This window comes from Sharpea porci, assembly GCF_009695655.1.
Lineage (GTDB): Bacteria > Bacillota_I > Bacilli_A > Erysipelotrichales > Coprobacillaceae > Sharpea > Sharpea porci.
In genome coordinates, this window is the sequence record NZ_VUNM01000006.1 from 17,873 (window position 1) to 34,443 (window position 16,571).

The 16,571-nt window shown below is 37.3% G+C and carries 15 protein-coding genes and 1 pseudogene; 13 read left to right on the forward strand and 3 right to left on the reverse strand.

The annotated features are described in order from the left end of the window. Positions 1 to 2: 2 nt before the first annotated feature. From FYJ79_RS04155 to FYJ79_RS12545, 4 genes and pseudogenes are all read left to right on the forward strand, one after another. Entirely contained in the window at positions 3 to 539 is a 537-nt protein-coding gene (locus FYJ79_RS04155) for a PadR family transcriptional regulator (RefSeq protein ID WP_154514761.1), read from the forward strand. 133 nt (positions 540 to 672) lie between these two features. Then, on the forward strand, positions 673 to 1,911 hold the full coding sequence (locus FYJ79_RS04160) for an L-lactate MFS transporter (RefSeq protein ID WP_154514763.1): 1,239 nt from the start codon (positions 673 to 675) through the stop codon (positions 1,909 to 1,911). Further along, positions 1,911 to 3,854 carry an FAD-dependent oxidoreductase gene (locus tag FYJ79_RS04165; protein ID WP_154514765.1) on the forward strand — a complete coding sequence of 648 codons (1,944 nt, stop codon included), beginning with the start codon at positions 1,911 to 1,913 and terminating at the stop codon, positions 3,852 to 3,854. Before FYJ79_RS04160 ends, FYJ79_RS04165 begins: the two co-directional genes overlap by 1 nt. A 333-nt stretch (positions 3,855 to 4,187) precedes the next feature. Then, positions 4,188 to 4,298: pseudogene (locus FYJ79_RS12545) on the forward strand (IS200/IS605 family transposase); the annotation flags it as partial. 115 nt (positions 4,299 to 4,413) lie between these two features. Here the strand turns inward: FYJ79_RS12545 and FYJ79_RS04170 are convergent. Beyond that, positions 4,414 to 5,064, reverse strand: a complete 651-nt coding sequence (locus tag FYJ79_RS04170; protein ID WP_154514767.1) for an HAD family hydrolase — start codon at positions 5,062 to 5,064, stop codon at positions 4,414 to 4,416. Positions 5,065 to 5,187: 123 nt separating this feature from the next. On the opposite strand from FYJ79_RS04170, the gene prfA reads away from it, so the two are divergent. From prfA to hslO, 8 genes are all read left to right on the forward strand, one after another. Then, on the forward strand, positions 5,188 to 6,270 hold the full coding sequence (gene prfA, locus FYJ79_RS04175) for a peptide chain release factor 1 (protein WP_154514769.1): 1,083 nt from the start codon (positions 5,188 to 5,190) through the stop codon (positions 6,268 to 6,270). Then, positions 6,260 to 7,120: a peptide chain release factor N(5)-glutamine methyltransferase gene (prmC, locus tag FYJ79_RS04180; RefSeq protein WP_154514771.1), complete on the forward strand. Its 861-nt coding sequence runs from the start codon at positions 6,260 to 6,262 to the stop codon at positions 7,118 to 7,120. Before prfA ends, prmC begins: the two co-directional genes overlap by 11 nt. Then, complete coding sequence (locus FYJ79_RS04185; protein ID WP_154514773.1) at positions 7,117 to 7,620, forward strand: GNAT family N-acetyltransferase; 504 nt, start codon at positions 7,117 to 7,119, stop codon at positions 7,618 to 7,620. Before prmC ends, FYJ79_RS04185 begins: the two co-directional genes overlap by 4 nt. 12 nt (positions 7,621 to 7,632) lie before the next feature. After that, on the forward strand, positions 7,633 to 8,193 hold the full coding sequence (locus tag FYJ79_RS04190; protein WP_154514775.1) for an HdeD family acid-resistance protein: 561 nt from the start codon (positions 7,633 to 7,635) through the stop codon (positions 8,191 to 8,193). A gap of 36 nt (positions 8,194 to 8,229) precedes the next feature. Beyond that, entirely contained in the window at positions 8,230 to 9,462 is a 1,233-nt protein-coding gene (gene tilS / locus FYJ79_RS04195) for a tRNA lysidine(34) synthetase TilS (RefSeq protein ID WP_154514777.1), read from the forward strand. A gap of 22 nt (positions 9,463 to 9,484) precedes the next feature. Continuing rightward, entirely contained in the window at positions 9,485 to 10,018 is a 534-nt protein-coding gene (hpt, locus tag FYJ79_RS04200; protein WP_033162157.1) for a hypoxanthine phosphoribosyltransferase, read from the forward strand. A gap of 9 nt (positions 10,019 to 10,027) precedes the next feature. After that, the gene (ftsH, locus tag FYJ79_RS04205) at positions 10,028 to 12,001 is read left to right on the forward strand and encodes an ATP-dependent zinc metalloprotease FtsH (RefSeq protein WP_154514779.1); all 1,974 of its coding nucleotides are present in this window, start codon (positions 10,028 to 10,030) and stop codon (positions 11,999 to 12,001) included. Between the two features lie 131 nt (positions 12,002 to 12,132). After that, complete coding sequence (gene hslO, locus FYJ79_RS04210) at positions 12,133 to 13,011, forward strand: Hsp33 family molecular chaperone HslO (protein ID WP_154514781.1); 879 nt, start codon at positions 12,133 to 12,135, stop codon at positions 13,009 to 13,011. A 295-nt stretch (positions 13,012 to 13,306) separates the two neighbouring features. On the opposite strand, the gene FYJ79_RS04215 is transcribed toward hslO, so the two are convergent. Beyond that, positions 13,307 to 13,768, reverse strand: a complete 462-nt coding sequence (locus tag FYJ79_RS04215) for an LURP-one-related/scramblase family protein (protein WP_154514783.1) — start codon at positions 13,766 to 13,768, stop codon at positions 13,307 to 13,309. Positions 13,769 to 13,854: 86 nt separating this feature from the next. Here FYJ79_RS04215 and dusB point away from each other — a divergent pair, with 86 nt between their 5' ends. Then, positions 13,855 to 14,844 carry a tRNA dihydrouridine synthase DusB gene (gene dusB, locus FYJ79_RS04220; protein WP_154514785.1) on the forward strand — a complete coding sequence of 330 codons (990 nt, stop codon included), beginning with the start codon at positions 13,855 to 13,857 and terminating at the stop codon, positions 14,842 to 14,844. A gap of 728 nt (positions 14,845 to 15,572) precedes the next feature. Here the strand turns inward: dusB and FYJ79_RS04225 are convergent. Further along, positions 15,573 to 16,556 carry an N-acetylmuramoyl-L-alanine amidase family protein gene (locus FYJ79_RS04225; protein ID WP_229771311.1) on the reverse strand — a complete coding sequence of 328 codons (984 nt, stop codon included), beginning with the start codon at positions 16,554 to 16,556 and terminating at the stop codon, positions 15,573 to 15,575. Positions 16,557 to 16,571 lie beyond the last annotated feature (15 nt).

The following is a 16,571-nucleotide window of genomic DNA, read 5'->3' on the forward strand; positions in this document are numbered from 1 at the left end:
ACATGCGCACATTAAAATATGCAATACTGGGAATGATTCATCAAAAACCTATGACAGGATATGATCTTATGCAAGAATTCGAATCAACATTAAATGAATTCTGGTCAGCGAATCATAGTCAGATTTATCCTGAACTCAAAAAACTGACAAAAGAGGGATCCATTACCTATATACTCCAACAATCAGATAAAGGTCCAGATAGTAAACTCTATTCTCTTACTGAGGCTGGTGAAAAAGATTTCTTAGAGTGGCTGAATGATGATGAAGATATCATCAAGACACCTAAAGATCCTTTTCGTTTACGAGTCTTTTTCTCTAAAAGTATGAATGAAGAAGATCGTTTAGATCTCTTCATGGATCATCGTTTAAAACATCGCAAGCGTCTTAAACACCTGCAAAAACAGCTTAAGAAATTCACCCATGTTCCTATAAAAGAGGAAGAAGTATTTGGGGATTATCTTGTCTTAATGTCAGCTATCATGCGTGAAGAAAGTACGATTGCCTGGATTGAAAAGTGTATAGAATTGTTGAAAGAATAGGAAGAAAGGTACAGAAAGAGCATCTGTATCTTTTTTCTTGAAGTTATAAATTTCACAATGTAAATATTGACATATCAAATTTCATCGTCGACATTGTGCAAAATATCACAACTATAACTTAAGGGAGAAAAGTATGAATCTTACAAGAAAACGATGGTTTTATTTAGTGCTTTGCTGTTTGATCAATCTATGTCTAGGATCAATCTATGCATGGAGCGTATTTGCTTCACCAATGGCTGCTTATTTATCGCAGTTTGCAGGTAAAACACTGACAACAGGTGATCTGGCAATTGTTTATACAATCGCTAATGCTGTAGGGCCAATCACAATGATTAGTGGTGGTTTCTTTAATGATAAGATTGGACCTAAAGCCGTGATCTTTACTGGTGGATTGATGTTTGGTTTAGGTTTAATTGCTTCTGGCTTTGTGCATTCAGTGAATATGTTGATTGTGACTTATGGCTTGATTAGTGGTCTTGGACTTGGTATGGCTTATGGCAGTACGATTTCCACAGCTGTGAAATATTTCCAGGATAAGCGTGGTCTCATCGGTGGTATTACAACAGGTATTTATGGTCTAAGTTCCGTTCTCTTACCACCTATTGTAACAGCGATTGTAGCAGCGACAGATGTCACAATGGCCTTTAAAATTGTGGGTACAGTATTCTTATTAATTGTTTGTATTTCAGCCTTATTCTTAAAGCCTTGTCCTGCTGACTTTGTGCCTGAAGGATGGACACCACTAGTTCAGGTAAAGAGTAATGATCATGATAAAAACTGGAAGGAAATGCTGCAAACACCTATCTTCTATATCATGATTTTAACTTTAACTTGTGGGGCTTTCTCAGGCATGATGATTATTTCTCAGGCTAGTGGTGTGGCCATCAACATGATTGGCATGAGCGCAACGAGTGCAGCACTTGCGGTATCAGTGCTTGCTTTATTTAATGCCTTAGGGCGTATTGTAGCAGGTTTTATTTCTGATAAGATTGGTCGTATTAATACATTGACAGGTGCCTTGGTGCTTTCTATGGTTGGCTTATGTGCTCTCTATTTCTGTCAAGTTGGTGCTGTTGCTTTATTCTATTGTGGTGTTGCAGTCGTAGGGATTTGTTTTGGGGCCTTTATGGGTGTGTTCCCAGGCTTTACTGTTGACCGTTTTGGCGCAAAGAATAATTCTGTGAAATATGGCATCATGTTTATAGGCTTTGCTTTGGCAGGATATTTTGGCCCTTCAGTTATGCGTTATGTCTTTGCGACTGATGGTGCTTATCAACGAGCATTCCTTATCGCATTAGCTTTTGATGTAGCGGGTATTATTTTGACATTCTGTTATCGTCTTGTTTTAAAGAAAAGTGAAGGAGAAAAATAATGGAAAGACAGTATAAACATTTATCTAGCCCAATTACAATTGGACAAAAGACATTTAGAAATCGCATGTTCTCAGCCCCTATGGGTGGTACTGATATTACAAATGATGGTTGTATTGGACCTAAGTCAACAGCCTTCTACGAATTAAGAGCTAAAGGCGGAGCAGCAGCCGTTACTGTTTCAGAATGCATGGTTCATAAAACAGATGGTTCCCATGCTTACCGCTTAGATGAATCCATTCTTAATTCTTTAGCAGGGGCAACTTATGCTGCTGATGCGATTAGAAGACATGGTGCAATTCCATCACTTGAGCTTTCTCATTCAGGTATGTTTGCAGGCACATATATGACTGATAAAACAAAACAACATGAACTCGTACAATATGGTCCATGTGATACGGTAAGAGCAGATGGTGTTAAGGTGAAAGCACTCGATGAAGAATTGATTACAGAAATTGTCCATGCTTATGGTCATGTCGCAAGCTTGGCTAAAAGAGCTGGCTTTGAAATGGTGATGATTCATGGTGGACATGGCTGGTTAATCAACCAGTTCCTTTCACCACTCTTCAACCATCGTGAAGATGAATATGGGGGATCATTAGAAAATCGTTGTCGTTTTGCGATTCGTGTTTTGAAATCAGTAAGAGAAGCTGTTGGTCCTGATTTCTTAATTGAATTCCGTATGAGTGGTAGTGAATTTACAGAAGGTGGATATGGTCTAGAAGATGGTATTGAGATTGCGAAGATGATTGAACCCTATGTAGATATCATTCATGTCTCAGCAGGTACTTACCAGAAGACATTTGGTATTACACATCCTTCTATGTTTGAGGAACATGGTCGTAATGTATTCTTAGCAGCAGAAATTAAAAAGCATGTTTCTAAGCCGGTAGCTACTATTGGTGGTCTAAATGATCCTGAACAATTAGAAGATATCATTGCCTCAGGTAAAGCTGATATTGTATATATGGCAAGAGCTCTATTAGCTGATCCTTTCTTACCACGTAAAGTCGTAGAAAACCGTCCTGAAGAAATTGTGAAGTGCTTAAGATGCTTTACATGTATGGCTGAAAGAGCAGCAACATCAACACGTCGTTGTACAGTCAATCCATTAATTGGCCGTGAGATAGAAGGCAATGAAATTCAGCCCGCTCCAACAAAACGTAAAGTCGTTGTTGTGGGTGGTGGTCCTGGTGGACTTTATGCCGCTTATACAGCAGCAAGACGTGGTCATGATGTAACTTTATATGAAAAAGAAAATGAAGTGGGTGGTATTCTTAAGAGTGAACAAGCTATTTCCTTTAAACATGAAATGTATGAACTCTCAGGTACTTATGCATTACTGGCAAAAAGAGCAGGTGTTCATTTTAAAATGAACACTGAAGCGACAAAGGCATTAATTGAAAAGGAAAACCCTTATACCGTTATTATCGCTACAGGATCAACACCACTCGTCCCACCAATTCCAGGTTTAAAGGGTGATAATGTCATTGTTGTTAATGATTATTATAAAGAAAAAGACAAAGAAACAGATCATGTGGTTGTCTTTGGTGGTGGTTTAGCTGGATGTGAATGTGCTATTCATCTTGGCATGGAAGGCAAACATGTTGAACTTGTAGAAATGCGTGATCAACTTGCTGTTGATGCCAATATTCGTCATCGTCCATTACTCTTAGCCCAGATTGACAAGTATGTCAAAGCACATACTGGCTTAAAAGGCTTGGAAGTGACTTCAAATGGTATTCTTTGTGAAGACAAAGATGGCAATAAGGTGACTATTGAAGGTACAACAGTTATCTGTGCATTAGGTCAGTGCTCTACAACAAAGACTGTTGAAGAATTACAAGATACAGCTCCATTTGTACGTGTTATTGGTGATGCAGCTAAAGTATCAACAATCACAAATGCTGTTTACTGGGGATATCATGCAGCTTTAGATATTTAAAATAACTATCAAGCAAGGTCAAATAGATTTGGCCTTGTTTTTTTGTTGGGCTTACTCCTGTGCTTTGTTCTTCTTGATACTAGAGCATACCAATATGCTTAATAATAACCAATGATGTTCAGGCAGCGCATTTGCCAATAGATAATTAATCGGGTGACAGTTTCGTGATGCAAAAAAACCTCCAGGTACAACGATAATGACCTGCAGGATATTTGGCGCAGAAAAATAGGGCCCGATCTTGCGATAGAGCCCTTACAAAAGCATTTCTACTTTTTCGACGTATACTCAGTTTAGCCAAGAGAGAACCAGTTGTCAATTGACTATTTTCAAAAAATTAAAATTCTGCCAAAGTATTCTGTCTCTGGAATACTGGGATATCTTAAAGGAAAAAGCTCTCAAATAATATTTGAAAGACAAAATTCAAATATCAAAACATATTCTTACAGTAGGTAAGAATACAATGTAAATCGAAGAGTACATAAGAAACCACCTAGTAGGAACAGGGCTATACCTGAAAGAAAAAACGCTGACAAAGCCTTATTGTCAACGTTCTAAGAAACTAATCTTCTAAAATATCAATAACATCATTAAGTGTTTCTACAATCTTATAACACTTTGATGCATATTGTGGTTCAGGATATTTCATATCAGGCACACATATAACCTTGATGTGAGCTGAATAAGCAGCCATAATACCACTTTCACTATCTTCAAGCACATAAGCTTCTTCTGCCTTAACTCCTAGCTTCTCACAGCTTTTAAGAAAGACTTCAGGATTTGGCTTACCCTTGATAACCTCATCACCACATATAGAATCATCAAAGTAATCAGTGATATTAGCCTGTTTTAAAATCTGATCAACACGATCACGGGTACTGCTTGTTGCTACAATGGTTTTATAGTTATGTTCTTTTTTTAGATATGTTAGTAAATGAAGTAATCCGGGCTTAAGTGGGACACCTTCTTGTTTAAAGCGTTTAGCCATCACTTCATGGCATTTTGTGATCACTTGATCAAAAGGGAAATCTTGGCCATAGGCATCATAGAACTGCTTGGCAATACCCTCTTTTGTACGACCTAAAAGTGAGACATAGAATGTCCGATCCATTGTTAGGTTCATATCTTTTAAGACTTCCTGATAGCTTTCAAAAGTTACTCTTTCACTATCAATCATTAGTCCATCCATATCAAATATTATAGCTTTAATCATACTTTTTCCTCCAACATATCAAAGTATAAGAGAAAAGCAAAAGAGTATCAATATAAGGCATGAATTTATTTTGCTTATTGGAGTTGGTTATATTATAATAGGGACGATTACAAGGAGGTTTTCATGAACACTTTATTAGAAAGACTTGAAACAGTAGAAAAAAGATATGATGAATTAACACAGATTCTCATGGACCCTTCCATTGCGAATGATGTCAGTAAAATGACAGCCGCTTCTAAAGAACAAGCTTCTTTAGAAAAAGCTTACAATATGTGTCAGGAATATAAAAGTTTATTAGACGGTATTGAAGAAGCTAAGGAGCTCTTAAAAGAATCCGATCCTGAAATTCGAGAAATGGCCAAAGAAGAATACGAAACACTCACTAAGCGTCAGCCAGAACTTGAACAGGAAATCCAGCTAGAACTTATTCCAAAAGATCCTAATGATGATAAGAATGTTATTATGGAAATCCGTGGTGCTGCGGGTGGTGATGAAGGCAATATCTTTGCCGGTGACTTATTTAGAATGTATTCTAAATATGCTGAAAGCCAGGGCTGGAAGATTGAAGTCAACGAAGCACAGACATCAGAAGCAGGTGGTTATTCCTTAATTGCTTTTACTGTATCCGGTGATCATGTTTATTCAAAATTAAAATATGAATCAGGTTCACATCGTGTTCAGCGTGTGCCTAAGACAGAATCACAGGGACGTATTCAAACTTCAACAGCAACAGTACTTGTTATGCCGGAAGTTGATGATGTCGAAGTCCATATTGATCCAAAAGACTTACGTGTTGATACATATCGTTCATCAGGTGCTGGTGGACAGCATATCAATAAGACAGACTCAGCTGTACGTATTACCCACTTGCCAACGGGTATTGTCGCTACAAGCCAGGATGGCCGAAGCCAGCATGACAACCGTGATAAAGCCATGCAGACATTACGTGCTCGTGTTTATCAGTACTTCCAGGATCAGCAGACATCGGCATTGGAAACTGAACGTAAAAGCAAGGTTGGTAGTGGAGATCGTTCAGAAAAGATTAGAACATATAACTACCCACAAAACCGTGTCACAGACCATCGTATTGGCTTAACAATCCAGCAGTTAGATAAGATTATGGATGGTAAGCTCGATGATATTATTCAGGCTTTAATTAACGAAGATCAGCGTTTAAAGTTATTAGGTGAACAGAATGACAATTAGAGAACTCATTGATGAAGCTGAAAATAAAATGGATGAAGCCAATAAAGACAGCAATGTCCCTAAAGTGCTCTTCTATCATGTTTCCAACATGCAACCTCATGAACTCTATTTGAAAATGGATGAAGAGGTTGATGAAGAAACATTAAAAACCTTTAATGAAGACTTACAACGTTATCTTAATGGCGAACCTGTACAGTATATTAAAGGTAAGGAATATTTCTTTAATTATGAATTTACAGTCAATGAAGATGTTCTTATTCCACGTTATGAAACAGAAGAACTTGTGGAGAATATTCTTTATGCGATTGATGATTATTTTAAAGATTATGAAACAATTGATTTATGTGATGTAGGAACAGGCAGTGGGGCGATTGCGATTTCACTTGCGCTAGAAGAACCAAAGCTCAATGTATGTGCTACAGACATTAGTGAAAAAGCACTTGTTGTGGCAAAAAAGAATGCTGCAGACCTAGGTGCTCATGTGACATTCTATCAGGGAGATATGGTTCAGCCACTGATTGATGCAAAGAAGAAAGTAGATATCTTTGTCTCCAATCCACCTTATATCCCTGTCCACCAGGAGATTGATCCACGTGTAAAGAATAATGAACCTCATGTTGCTCTTTTTGGTGGTGAAGATGGTCTTTATTTCTATCGCAAGATTTTTGAAACAGTGCGTCCTATCCTCAAAGAGAGAGCTATTCTTGCCTTTGAAATGGGTTTTGATCAGCGAGATATCATGGAAGAAGCACTTCAGCACTACTTCCCGGAATGTCCTCATCGCTTTTTAAAGGATATAAATGGAAAGAATAGAATGTTGTTTATCTATTACAATATTGAACCAAAATGATAGAAACAGAAAGACTCAATATTCGCTATCTTCAAGAAGAAGACCTTGAAAGAATGCTTGAATATCGTAATAAGAAAGAAGTTGCGAAGTATCAAAGCTGGAATCACTATTCAGAAAGAGAAGCAAGAAGTCGTATTCATTATGTACAAAAACATCCCTTTAGTGGTGGAGCTAAGGATAATACGCAATTTGCGATTGTTCTTAAGGATGGTACATTAATAGGTGATTTACATTTAGAAGCACTCAGTTCTAGCTGTATTACTATTGGCTATACTATTGATTCTGATTATTGGAAGCAAGGTTATGGACGGGAAAGTGTGCGTGCTTTATTAGATTATATTTATACACATTATGAATATACGAAATGTATTGCCTATATTTATAAGGCGAATGAAGCATCACGAAGATTATTGCTGGATTTAGGCTTTAAGAAGTTTGATGAGAGTTATCTCTATCGTGATGAAGGTTATGTAGTTAGACTTGATGAAGTTATTATGTAAAGGTGATAGAAAATGTTAAGTGATTATTTAAGAAGATATGAAATCATGAGTATTGTTACAGCACTATTGATGATTGTTGTAGGGGTATTACAGATTATCATGCCTGTGAAAATGATTGATTTGGTATTTATGATTTTTGCAGCAGGTCTTGGCATTAAAGGTATTATTGATGTATTTGCATTTATCTTTATGGATAATAATGCAAGAAGATATTCTAATGGTTTATTAGATGGTTTTTTATGTATTATTGGGGGCGTCTTATTGTATTTGAATATGGATTTCTTTAAGACTTTCTTGCCTTTGATTATTGGTGTCTTTGTGATTTTTGAAGCTATTATGAAGATGCAGGTATCCTTCCTCTTTTTAACAGCATTAAGCTCTTCAGGCTGGATTCTTGTTTTCTTGTCTTCAATTCTTGAGATTGTTCTTGGTTTCTTACTTCTCGTCTATCCTGCAAATGCACTTGTCTCTATTACAATTGCGAGTGGGATTATCTTGATTGTTTCAGCCATCTTAGAGATTATTGAAACAATCGTAATGACCAAGAAAATCAGATATTACAGTATTTATTAAGCCCTTCGATTAGGGCTTTTTTTATGAGGGGAAGCTATGAATGAAAAGTATTTAAGTCATCAAAAACGCTATGTCATTGGGGTGTCAGGAGGCTGTGATTCGATGGCATTGCTGGATATGATGGTCAAGAAGAACTATCAAGTTGCCATTGCTCATGTCAACTACAATCTAAGAGAAGATACGGATGAGGACTATCAAGTAGTCCATGATTATGCTACCCAGCACAACATTCCATTCTATTACAAAGTCTTCACTAAAGAAGATTATCAACAAGGTAACTTCCAGGCTGTAGCTCGGCAAATGCGTTATCACTTCTATCATGAAGTCTTAGATCAAGGCTATGATGCGGTATTACTGGCCCATCATCTTGATGATGAATTAGAAACCATTTATATGTATCTAGAACGTGGCAGTCAAACGAATTACCTTGGTATTGAGCCTATTACAACCATCCAGCATATGACCGTTATTCGCCCATTACTCGATACTAAAAAACAGGCACTACGTGATTACTGCATCCAAAATCATATTGCCTTTCATGACGACTATACAAATTTTCAAACACACTTTAAACGTGATCAGGTGAGAAATCTTGTGCTTAACACCTATACCGATCAACAAAAAGAAGAATTGTTGTTGAAAGCAAAAGCATATAATCAAAGAAAAGAACATATCCAATCCCAACTCAAACCATTACTTGAAAAATATCATGCTGAAAATAAAATCAATTATCATGAAATACCAGAAGCACTCTATAGTGATTTTCTTTTTTGCTTGTTGGAGGAGAAAATACCAGTAGAGAAGATCAGTCAGCATTTAATAAATGAAATCATTCACCAGATGACATCAGCTAAACCCAATATCATGCTCGAACTCCCACTTCATCAGCAGTTCATAAAAGCATATGATAATATCACTATTGCCACATTATCTGTCAATAAGAGCTATGCTTATACCATTACATCACTTAAAGAAGAGGATTATGGCTATTTTTCTATTCGTCTTCAAGGGGCAATGAATGATGGTGTTAATGTAAGTGATGCTGATTTTCCACTCACTATTCGTTCTATTCTTCCAGGTGATGTGATTAAGACAAGTGGTGGGAAGAAGAAGGTGGCAAGACTCTTCATCAACAATAAAATTCCTTCTCACGAAAGAGCTCTTTATCCGATTGTTGTAAGAAATGATGGGGAGATTATTTTGATTCCAGGAATTGCCAAAAGATATGAGTATTTGTCTACAAATCCCAACCTTTTTGTGATAAAATAACCGCATTATAGGAGGTTTACGTATGCATAAGGATACGCGTGAAATTTTATATACTGAAGAACAAATTAGAGATAGAAGTGCTGAATTAGGAAAACAGATTTCTGCTGACTATGAAGGCAAGGATGTATTGATGGTTGGCTTATTAAAGGGAAGTGTGCCTTTCTTTGCGGAACTTGCAAAGCATGTGACATTGGATGTTGAATTTGATTTTATGCGTGTTTCTAGCTATGAAGGAACAGAGTCTACAGGTAATGTTATTGTGAAAAAGGATATTGATGTTGACTTTAAGGGCAAAGACATTCTTTTAGTCGAAGATATTCTCGATACTGGTAAGACATTATATACAGTCAGACAGATGCTTCTTGAAAAAGGTGCGGCAAGTGTAGAAATTGCAACCCTTTTAAATAAGCAGGAACGACGCGAATTCCCTATTCAAGCAAAGTATGTAGGTTTTGAAATTCCTAATGCATTTGTCATTGGATATGGTATGGACTATAATGAGAAGTATCGTAACCTTCCCTATGTAGGAATATTAAAAGAAGAAGTCTATATGTAAGGAGACAGTATGAACAAGAAGAATAAAAGTCTATTAAAAGCTATTCTTCCTTGGGTCTTAGTATTGGTGATCATTGGCAGTATTATTCCGGTTCTTACAAACCGTAATGCTGGCAGTGAAACCTTAACTTACTCTGAATTTACAAAGGCATTAGAAGATGAAAAGATTAAAGAAGTGACTGTTAAGCCACAAAGCTATGTCGTTGATGTTACAGGTAAGTATACTAAGAAGGTTGATGGCAAAAACAGAACAGTATCATTCTCTACTTTAGTACCTGCTACTGATGAAGAAGTCGATTCATTAATGCAGGTTATTAAAGACCAGGGTGTGAAAGCGAAAGTTGCAGATGCATCTGATGATAATATGGTCATCAATATTATCATGAATCTTATTCCCTATATCATCTTAATTGGTGGTATGGTATTCCTCTTCAAATACATGAATGCAGCTGGTGGCGGAAATGCGAAAGCTTTTGAATTTGGGAATTCAAGAGCTAAGCTTGAAAAGAATGAAAAGACACGTTTTAGTGATGTTGCCGGAGCAGATGAAGAGAAAGAAGAAGTTAAGGAATTGGTTGACTTCTTAAAGAACCCTAAGCGTTTTGCGGATATGGGTGCTAAAATCCCAAGAGGTGTCTTGCTTGTAGGTCCTCCAGGGACAGGTAAAACTTTACTTGCCCGTGCTGTGGCTGGTGAAGCCAATGTACCTTTCTATTCCATTTCTGGTTCTGAATTCGTTGAAATGTTTGTCGGTGTTGGTGCTGGACGTGTTCGTGACATGTTCAAAACAGCCAAGCAGAATGCACCATGTATCATCTTTATCGATGAAATCGATGCCGTTGGTAGACAGCGTGGTACTGGTGTTGGTGGTGGTCATGATGAACGTGAACAGACATTGAACCAGTTACTTGTAGAAATGGATGGTTTTGAAGGTAATGAAGGTGTCATTGTCCTTGCAGCGACAAACCGTGCTGACGTCCTTGACCCAGCCTTATTAAGACCAGGTCGTTTCGATAGACAAATTCATGTTTCTAATCCAGACCGTCGTGCTAGAGCACAGATTCTTGCCGTTCATGCAAGAAATAAGAAGTTAGCACCAGATGTTGACTTTGATAACATTGCTCGCCGTACACCTGGCTTCTCAGGTGCCCAGTTAGCCAATGTCTTAAATGAAGCAGCTTTATTAGCTGTACGTTTAGGTCATAGTGTAATTACTCTTGAAGATGTTGATGAAGCTATCGATAGAGTTATTGGTGGTCCAGCTAAGAAGAGCAGAAAGTATACAGAAAAAGAAAGAAAGCTTGTTGCTTATCATGAATCTGGACATGCGATTGTTGGTTTAACACTTGAAGATGCCAACCAGGTACAGAAAGTCACAATCGTACCTCGTGGTGATGCCGGTGGTTATAACTTAATGACACCTAAGGACGAAACATACTTTGAAACAAAACAGCAGCTCTTAGCCGAGATTGCCGGTTTCATGGGTGGTCGTGTAGCTGAAGAAATCTTCTTTGGTGATATCTCATCAGGTGCTGCTAACGATATCCAGCAGGCAACAAGAATTGCCCGTATGATGGTTACTGAATTAGGTATGTCAGAACTTGGCCCAATCAAGTACGATAGTGGTGAAAATGCTGTATTCTTAGGCCGTGACTATTCACAACTTTCTAATACACATTCAGGCCAGATTGCTTTTGAAATTGACCAGCAAGTCAGAAAGATTATTGATGATGCCCATCAGGAAGCTACTGATATCATCAATGCGAATAAAGACAAGCTTGAAACAATTGCGAATGCATTATTAGAATATGAAACACTGAATGCAGAACAAATTCAGTCATTATATGAAACAGGAAAGATGCCTGAAACATTCAATGGCAATGATGAAGTTGTTAAACCGGATAATGATGACAATACTCCATCAACACCAGAAACTAAGGATGAAGTTAATCCAGATGATGATTTATTAGATGAAATGAAGTAGGGTATAGCCTTACTTCATTTTTAAGGAGAAAGAAAATGAGTAGACGTGTTATGATCAGAATATTTGTAGGCATAATTGTCTTAAGTATGATTATACCTCTCATTAGTTATTTTGCGATTTAGGAGAAAAGTATGAAAGATTATTTAGTTAGAGGCCTTGTCAATAAAAGAAATGCCCGTGTCTTTGCCGTTAATACGACAAATCTCACAAACAAGGCAAGAGAAGAATTAGGTCTTTGGCCATGTGCTTCAGCTGCTCTTGGCAGAACTATGGCAGTCACATTAATGATGGGTGCTATGAACAAAGATCAGGAAAAACTTACTGTTAATATTAATGGTGGTGGTGAAATGGGTACTGTTCTTGCCACAACACATTGCGATGGCAAAATTAAAGGCTTTGTCGCTAACCCAGAAGTCCACTATGAATACAATAGTACAAAGAAATTAGCAGTCGGTATGTGCGTAGGCAATAATGGTACTTTACAGGTTATTAGAGATATGGGCTTAAAGCAGCCAATGACATCAGAAGTACAGCTTCAGACAGGTGAAATTGGTGATGACTTTGCTTACTATTTCTATGTTTCAGAACAAGTACCTTCAGTTGTCTCAGTTGGCGTTCTAGTCGATACGGATAATAGTGTGTTATCTGCAGGCGGCTTTATCATTCAGCTATTACCTGAAGCAACAGACGAAGACATCACATTTATTGAAAATAAGATGAAGGGCTTCCCACCTGTATCGGATCTTATCCACCAAGGTAAAACACCAGAAGAAATCTTAGAAATGATTTTTGGTGATGAAGTAGAAATTCTAGCACATCAGGATGTCTTCTATGAATGCGATTGTTCGAGAGAGAAGATGGCTGAAGCTTTAGCTGCATTACCAGATTCTGAATTAGATGCGATTATTAATGAAGATCATGGTGCTGATTTAAAATGTCAGTTCTGCCATAAATCATATCACTTCAGCGAAGAAGACTTAAAACAAATACAAAATAATAAACATCAGTAAGAGGCACATGCCTCTTTTTTTCATATAAACAAAAATGACAATCACACATGATTGTCATCGTTTGTTAAGTTATGTGGATATGACATAACTTCATTATATTATTATACATAGATTCATTTAAGTGACTGATGGGAATTTCTACAGATATAGTATTATGAGGGAAGGGAAGGAATTGTTTATATCTTTTGGATGTAGAATCAGTCTAATTAATAGGTTATGTCATCTCCTTTCTTGCTTATATCATACAAAGTAATTATCAAAGAAATACCTTTAAATAAACGAAGATTATGTGATTTTAGAAAAGAGCTTTATGTGCTTCTAGCGCTAGGACAAATGTAAGAATATCGAGAGCTTCTTCATCTTTATATATCTCAATTTCCACCTTTTCAACACCTTGAGAGACATGTCTTACTGTTGCGATTGTTGTTGCATGCTTGGCAATATGATAGTTATGAGCCATATAATCACCACGTACATAATAACCTTTGTATTGAAAATCTAACTGCGGTGCTTTAAACGAGAATAGGCGTTTTATACAACCAAGCTTATGCTCATTCCCATCCTTAATTGTAAAGGAAGGAAAGTATGTGGATATTTTATCATCAAGTATTCTAAGTACTTGGTGATCTTGAGAGATTTTGATAATACGGCCCCAATTCAATTTTGTATCAACTTGAAAGAGAATATTGGCATGTTGATCTGTAATAAAGAATGTATCTGGAAATGTGATTAAATGATCGATGTAGTAGTATTTCATATGTACTCCTTTGTCATAATTATATCATGAAACATACTGCTTGCATCGCTTGAAAAGAACTGTTAAATTTACTCTTGGTGATTTATATGTGGAAAATAGGAAATGTAGAAATAAAGAATCAAGTTGTCATGGCTCCTATGGCAGGTATCACAAATATAGCCTTTAGAAAACTGATTAAGTCTTTTGGTGCAGGATTGGTTGTATCAGAAATGATTAGTGATAAAGCTATTTGTTATAGAAATGAGAAGACATTGGATATGCTGGCAATTGATGAAGATGAACACCCAATGAGCTTACAGCTCTTTGGTGGTGAGGTATCATCAATGGTAAAAGCAGCCAAGTATTTAGAAGAACATACAAATGCAGATATCATTGATCTTAATTCAGGGTGTCCAGTGAATAAGGTTCTTAAAGCTGGAGCTGGAAGTGACTGGCTTAGAGATCCTGAACGTGCTTATGAAATTGTTCATGCGATTGTAGAAGCAGTGCATTTACCAGTAACAATCAAAATGCGTATCGGCTTCGATTCAAAACATATTAATGTTGTTGAATATGCAAAGCTGATGGAAAAGGCAGGTGTTAGTGCAATTGCAGTCCATGGACGGACAAGAAGCCAGTTCTATGAAGGATATGCTGATTGGAGCTATATTAAACAAGTCAAGGAAGCAGTGTCTATTCCGGTAATCGGAAATGGTGATATTACTTCACCATTAGACGCTAAACGTATGATTGAGGAAACAGGATGTGATGCCGTTATGATAGGCAGAGCTGCAATGGGTAACCCTTGGATCATAAAGCGCACAGTAGACTATTTAGAAAAAGGTGTACTTGATGACGAACCAACCTTCAACCAAAAAATTGACATGTGCTTAACACATGCCAAAGAACTATGTAAGCTTGAAGGAGAAGTCAATGGTATACGCATGATGCGTGGACAGGCTCCCTGGTATATCAAAGGCGAACATGGTGCCGCCAAAGTAAAGAACCAGCTTACTAAAATCAATACTTATGATGAACTAGAAACTATACTTAAATCATTCCAAAAAGAAATAGAATCCTACAACAATAACATATAACATGTAAAAAGGACAAGAGCTGCAACTCTTGTCCTTTTTTACTACATATACAATTTAAGGCATTAATCCTACTTACAAACCAAATAATACCAATTTCCACACAAATTTCTATTTTTTGTGAGAAAAATGCCATTTTCATGACTATACATATATAGAGGTACTTTCCTTCGCCTCTAATCGGCGGCGTGAAAGGGGGTGCCTTGGTGTGAACCTTCTATGGATACTAAAAAGTGTTCTTGAAGTTGTCATCAAAGTGGCAGTGGAAAAGGCGCTATTGGTTTGCGTAAAGCAAGTCAAAAAGGCTATAGAACAAGCCCGAGATAAGTCTCGTTAAAAACTAGAAAGGACAAGAGTCGCCACTCTTGTCCTTTCAATTTGCCTTGGTGTGTGCATCAATAATGTAAACTATTTCTTTGATGATGTCAATGAAATAGGGAAAGCTTTTGATACTAATCTTTCTTTATGCAGGATTAGTCGATGGTTAATAAAGTGTTTCTTGAAATTGTCATCAAAGTGGCAGTGGAAAAGGCGCTATTGGCTTGTCTAAGACGGGTCAAAAAAGCTATAGAACATGCCCGAGATAAGTCTCGCTAAAAACTAGAAAGGACAAGAGTCGCCGCTCTTGTCCTTTCAATTTGCCCTTCGTGTGCATATTTAAGTAATCTATTTTTGGGATTATGTCAATGCTTCTAATACAAATTTAGGATTTATTTAATTAGGCATAGAAATTAGTGTAGGAATGAGGCGATGCCATTCGCAATGCCGTTCGCGACTTTTTCCTGATAAGCATCATTTGTCAGATTGGCATCTTCATTTGGGTTGGAGATAAAGCCCATTTCTACGAGTGCGACAGGTACTTGTGTCCAGTTGATACCAGACATGTTGTTTACGAGGCTGAGACCACGGTTTTTAGCACCCGTAGCTGAACATAAGCCATTGACAACTGCTCTTGTAAGAGATTGAGATGATGACACAATGCTTGATGATAGATAAGGATTTCCTGATGCAGGTGCTAAGCCAGTCACTCCATTCACAGATTGATTATCTGAGGAATCACAGTGTAAACGAATGAATGCTCCGGCATGTGCTTTATTCGCAATATCTGCACGTTCTTTATTAGAAAGATTGACATCCTGACTTGTACGACACATAACAACAGTATATCCACGTGATTGAAGGATGCGTTGGAGTTTAAGTGCTATTTCAAGATTGATTTGTGATTCTGTGCGATGTGAACGAATGCCAGTTGCTCCGGTAGTCACTTTTGCTTTTGTTTGAGTAGCACCAGGACCAATAGGCTCTTTTGCGCTATTGCCATAGCGTTGATGTCCTGCATCAATACAGACGACTTTATTGTTTGTTGGGACAGCTTGTTTAACTGGAGCAGGTGTAGGGGCTTGTTGAGTTTGTGGTTGTTGTGTTTCTTGTTTTTGTTGGGGCTGGTTTGTTTGTTGTGGTGTTGCTGGTTCTTCTTTTTTATTGGCACTATCGACAACTTTCTTTGTTGCTTCAGATAATGCTTGTTCTGAAGACTTTAAAGCTTCTTTTTCTTCTTTGCTTGCTTCACCTTTTGCAGTACTGTTTGTGATTGTTGTAGTAGAGACTTTAGGCTGTTGTGTCTTTGTATGCCAAGAGTTCCCTACGACAATACCTATGCCTAAAACAATGACAGCGATAAGGCTGATCATGATGATTTTATATTTCTTCTTCATAAAACATTCCCTCCG